The organism is Azospirillum sp. B506, from assembly GCF_000333595.1.
Classification (GTDB): Bacteria; Pseudomonadota; Alphaproteobacteria; order Azospirillales; family Azospirillaceae; genus Azospirillum.
Genome location: NZ_BADK01000963.1, coordinates 1 through 4,460 on the forward strand (window position 1 = coordinate 1; position 4,460 = coordinate 4,460).

The following is a 4,460-nucleotide window of genomic DNA, read 5'->3' on the forward strand; positions in this document are numbered from 1 at the left end:
ACTTCGTCGCCCATGACCATCGCCTGATCGTCGAACTGGACGGCGGCCAGCATGCCGAGCAGCGTGCAGGCCATGACGAGCGGCGGTCGCGCATGCTGGAGCAGGCCGGCTTCCGGATCCTGCGCTTCTGGAACACCGACGTGATCGACAACCTTGATGGCGTGCTGGAGACCATCCGCGCACGTATCGAAGAGACCCCCATTCTTCGCAGCCAGCCCTCGGGCCGGGAGTTCCCATGATCGCCAAGCTGACCGGCATCGTCGATTCCACCGGCACCGATTGGGTCGTGCTCGACGTCAATGGTGTCGGCTATCTGCTGTCCTGCTCCAACCGCACCCTGTCCCGCATGGCGGTGGGGGAGCGCCTGTCGCTGGTGGTGGAGACCTTCATCCGCGAGGAACGCATTGTCCTGCACGGCTTCGGCGATCAGGCGGAGCGGGACTGGTTCAAGCTGCTGACCACCATCCAGGGCGTCGGCGCCCGGCTGGCGCTGTCGATTCTGGGCGTGCTCGACCCCGACCAGCTGACCCGTGCCATCGCCTCGCAGGACAAGACAGCGCTGGTGCGCGCCGACGGGGTCGGGCCGAAGGTGGCGGCGCGCATCCTCAACGAACTCAAGGACAAGGTCGGCAATCTGGCGCTCGGTCCCGCGGCCAGCGCGGGGGCGCCGGCCGGCAAAGGCGCTCCCGCCGCCGTTCCGGGCGCCAGCCCGGCGCTGGCCGACGCGGTGTCGGCGCTGGTCAATCTCGGCTATGGCCGGTCGGAGGCCTTCGGCGCGGTCGTCGCCGCCGGGCGGGTGCTGGGCGACGGTGCCGGCGTGTCCGATCTGATCCGCCAGGGCCTCAAGGAACTGAGCCAATGAGCGACCCCAATAGCGACCGTCTGGTCCAGCCGGGCCAGGGCCACGGCGATTCGGCCGAGGCGTCGATCCGGCCGCTGTCGCTCGCCGAATTCATCGGCCAGCGGCAGGCGCGCGAGAACCTGTCGATCTTCATCCAGGCCGCCCGCTCCCGCAACGAGGCGCTGGACCATGTGCTTCTGTTCGGACCGCCCGGCCTGGGCAAGACCACGCTGGCGCAGATCGTCGCGCGCGAACTGGGTGTCGGTTTCCGCGCCACCTCCGGCCCGGTCATCGCGCGGGCCGGCGATCTGGCGGCGCTGCTGACCAACCTGCAGCCGCACGACGTCCTCTTCATCGACGAGATTCATCGCCTTAATCCCGCCGTGGAAGAGGTGCTCTATCCCGCCATGGAGGATTTCCAGCTCGACCTCATCATCGGCGAAGGCCCGTCGGCGCGGTCCATCCGGATCGACCTGCCGCCCTTCACCCTTGTCGGCGCCACGACGCGCAGCGGCCTGATCACGCGCCCCTTGCGCGAACGCTTCGGCATTCCCGTGCGCCTGCAATTCTATGAGCCGGACGAGCTGGAGCTGATCGTGCGCCGGGCTGCCGGCGTGCTGGGTATGGGAATCACGCCGGAGGGTGCGCGCGAGATCGCCAACCGGGCGCGCGGCACGCCGCGCGTGTCGGGCCGGCTGCTGCGCCGGGTGCGTGATTTCGCCGCAGTGGCGGGTGTCGAGGAGGTCGACAAGCGGGTCGCCGACGCCGCGCTGACCCGGCTGGAAGTCGACCGGCTGGGGCTGGACAGCATGGACCGCCGTTACCTGGGGCTGGTCGCCACCAACTATGGCGGCGGGCCGGTGGGGGTGGAGACGCTGGGGGCGGCACTGGGCGAGCAGCGCGACGTGCTGGAGGAGGTTGTCGAACCCTACCTGATCCAGCAGGGCTTTCTGCAGCGCACGCCGCGCGGACGCATGCTGACCGACCAGGGCTTCCGCTATCTCGGCCTCAACCCGCCCAACGCGCCGCTCCGGCAGCTCGACCTGCTGGACCGGGTTCCGGATCCGGCGGAGGGCGACGGGGATGAGTGACGCTCCCGCTCTTTCCGGATGGTTCGCGGAGGACGGCACGCACCGCTATCCGCTGCGGGTCTATTATGAGGACACCGACGCCGGCGGCATCGTCTATCACGCCAACTATCTGCGATTCGCGGAGCGGGCGCGGACGGAGATGCTGTACCTGATGGGCTTCCGTCAGAAGGAGATGGCGGAGGGTTCGGGCGATGTCACAGGTGTGTCATTTGCGGTACGGCGCCTGACCATCGATTTTGACGCCCCTGCCAAGCTGGAGGACACGCTTGAAGTGGAAACCCGAATCGTCGATATCCGCGGTGCCTCCTTCGCAGTCGCACAAGTCATCCGCCGCGACGGCCGCGTGCTGGCGCGCGCCGACCTGCAGCTGGTGACGATCAACCGGGCCGGGCGGGCCGTGCGCCTTCCCGATCCGGTGAAAGCGGCGATGGAGACGCTGCACGCGAAGCAAACCTCCGCGAAGACTTCCTGATCCGCCTGCCTGATCTTATCGACCGTTTCCCACCACTCCCCGTGCCAACAGCGCAAACGCGAGACTGACTGCGATGGACGCCCTGCAAACCGCCCAACTGGCCGGCAATGCCGCCGCCACGACGGCACATGAGATCACGATCCTCGGCCTGTTCTGGCAGGCCGACGCGGTCGTCAAGATCGTGATGATGATGCTCGTCATCGCTTCGATCTGGTGCTGGGCGATCATCATCGAGAAGCTGATGCGCATCCGCCGCCGGAACGCCCAGGCCGACGCCTTCGAGGAGGCCTTCTGGTCCGGCGGCTCGCTCGACGCGCTGTACGACCGCATCGGTCAGGCCCCGGCCGACCCGATGGCCGCGACCTTCGCCGCCGGCATGCGCGAATGGCGCCACGCCGCCGACCGCGGCATTGGCGGCACCATGAAAAGCTCGCTGCAGCAGCGGGTGGAGCGGGTGATGGCGGTGACCATCGGCCGCGAGATGGCGCGGGCCGAACGCTACATGACCTTCCTGGCCTCGGTCGGGTCGACCGCCCCCTTCATCGGCCTGTTCGGCACGGTGTGGGGCATCATGAACTCCTTCACCTCGATCGCCGGCTCGGGCAACACCAGCCTCGCCGTGGTGGCGCCCGGCATCGCCGAGGCGCTGTTCGCCACCGCCATGGGCCTGCTCGCCGCCATCCCGGCGGTGCTGTCCTACAACAAGTTCTCCACCGACCTCGGCCGCTACGCCGACCGGCTGGACACCTTCTCGGGCGAGTTCTCGGCGATCCTGTCCCGCCACCTCGAGGAGCGGGGAGCCGCCTGAACCATGGCCGGACAACTCGCAGGCAAATCCCACGGGCGCGGCAAGCGCCGGGGCTATCGCGCGATGGCCGAGATCAACATGACGCCCTTCATCGACGTCATGCTGGTCCTGCTGATCGTCTTCATGGTCGCCGCCCCGATGCTGACCGTCGGCGTGCCGGTCGACCTGCCCAAGACCAACGCCGCTCCGCTGGAGCAGCAGAAGGATCCGCTGTTCGTCACCGTGCAGACCGACGGCCGCGTCTTCGTCCAGGAGACGCCGGTCGAGCTGACCAACATGGTGCCGCTGCTGATCGCGGTGACCAACAACAACCCGGAAGCCCGCATCCTGGTCCGCGGCGATGCCAAGATCGCCTATGGCAAGATGCTGGAGGTGATGGGCACCATGAGCGCCGCCGGCTTCAAGAAGGTCGGTCTGGTCGCCGAGATGCCGAACGGTCCGACCGCGTCCAGCGCGCGGGTCGGCGCGTCCAAACCGGCGCGTTGAGGCGGGCGGAACTCCCATGCGCAAGCCCCTGATCGCCTCGGCGGTGCTGCACGTCGCGCTGGTCGCGCTGATGGTGCTCGGCATGCCGCCCAGCGATCGCAAGCTCGAAATCGCCGCATCGATCCCGATCGAGATCGTCGACGTCGGCGAGGTCACCCAGGCTGCCCGCGTCGAGAAGGGCGAGCCGAAGCCGGCCAATGCCGCGCCGCGTCCGCCGATGCCCGAGGCCAAGCCCGCCCCGCCGGCCCCAGAGCCGCCGGACGAGGAGGACGAACCGCCTCCGCCTCCGCCTCCGCCGCCGCCATCCAAGACGCCGGAGCCGCCGAAGGTCGCCCAGGTGCCGCCGCCCCCCCGCGAGCCGACACCGCCGCCCAAGCCCGCTCCGACGCCGCCTCCACCTCCGCCGCCGCCTCCGCCGCCCCCGGATCCGGCGCCGTCGCCGACTCCGAAGCCGCCCGAGCCGCCAAAGCCCGAACCGGCAAAGCCCGAGCCGCCCAAGCCCGAACCTCCGAAGCCGGAACCGCCGAAGCACGAGCCGAAGCCGGAACCTCCGAAACCGGAGCCGCCGAAGCCTGAGCCGAANAAGCCGGAGCCAGCCAAGCCGGAACCGCCCAAGGCGGAGCCGAAGAAGCCGGAGCCGGCGAAAGAGCAGCCGAAGGAGGCCGCCAAGGCCGAGCCGAAGAAGGCGGACGCCCCGGGCCAGCAGCCGGAGAAGCCGTCGGCCAAGACCGACCGCTGTCCGACTGCTGTCGAACGTCGGGA

At 69.3% G+C, this 4,460-nt stretch carries 6 protein-coding genes and 1 pseudogene; all 7 read left to right on the forward strand.

Annotated features, from left to right (window positions below):
• Positions 1 to 239, forward strand: a 239-nt coding sequence (locus tag I71_RS29780) for an endonuclease domain-containing protein (RefSeq protein ID WP_042702915.1), incomplete at its 5' end; no start/stop codon positions are given.
• Complete coding sequence (ruvA, locus tag I71_RS29785) at positions 236 to 862, forward strand: Holliday junction branch migration protein RuvA (protein ID WP_042702916.1); 627 nt, start codon at positions 236 to 238, stop codon at positions 860 to 862. The genes I71_RS29780 and ruvA, both read left to right, overlap by 4 nt.
• Positions 859 to 1,932 carry a Holliday junction branch migration DNA helicase RuvB gene (gene ruvB / locus I71_RS29790; protein ID WP_042702918.1) on the forward strand — a complete coding sequence of 358 codons (1,074 nt, stop codon included), beginning with the start codon at positions 859 to 861 and terminating at the stop codon, positions 1,930 to 1,932. The genes ruvA and ruvB overlap by 4 nt, the downstream gene beginning before the upstream one ends.
• Positions 1,925 to 2,404 (forward strand): tol-pal system-associated acyl-CoA thioesterase, encoded by a 480-nt coding sequence (gene ybgC, locus I71_RS29795; RefSeq protein WP_042702920.1) that lies wholly within the window; start codon positions 1,925 to 1,927, stop codon positions 2,402 to 2,404. The genes ruvB and ybgC overlap by 8 nt, the downstream gene beginning before the upstream one ends.
• 73 nt (positions 2,405 to 2,477) lie before the next feature.
• The gene (tolQ, locus tag I71_RS29800) at positions 2,478 to 3,212 is read left to right on the forward strand and encodes a protein TolQ (protein WP_042702922.1); all 735 of its coding nucleotides are present in this window, start codon (positions 2,478 to 2,480) and stop codon (positions 3,210 to 3,212) included.
• Between the two features lie 3 nt (positions 3,213 to 3,215).
• Complete coding sequence (locus I71_RS29805) at positions 3,216 to 3,698, forward strand: biopolymer transporter ExbD (RefSeq protein WP_042702924.1); 483 nt, start codon at positions 3,216 to 3,218, stop codon at positions 3,696 to 3,698.
• Positions 3,699 to 3,714: 16 nt separating this feature from the next.
• A pseudogene (locus tag I71_RS29810) lies at positions 3,715 to 4,460 on the forward strand (hypothetical protein); the annotation flags it as partial.

Excerpts from the sequence above, each read along its gene's own strand:
- ybgC (WP_042702920.1), top strand. The coding sequence starts at position 1,925 with ATGAGTGACGCTCCCGCTCTTTCCGGATGGTTCGCGGAGGACGGCACG.
- I71_RS29805 (WP_042702924.1), top strand. The coding sequence starts at position 3,216 with ATGGCCGGACAACTCGCAGGCAAATCCCACGGGCGCGGCAAGCGCCGG.
- ruvA (WP_042702916.1), top strand. The coding sequence starts at position 236 with ATGATCGCCAAGCTGACCGGCATCGTCGATTCCACCGGCACCGATTGG.
- tolQ (WP_042702922.1), top strand. The coding sequence starts at position 2,478 with ATGGACGCCCTGCAAACCGCCCAACTGGCCGGCAATGCCGCCGCCACG.
- ruvB (WP_042702918.1), top strand. The coding sequence starts at position 859 with ATGAGCGACCCCAATAGCGACCGTCTGGTCCAGCCGGGCCAGGGCCAC.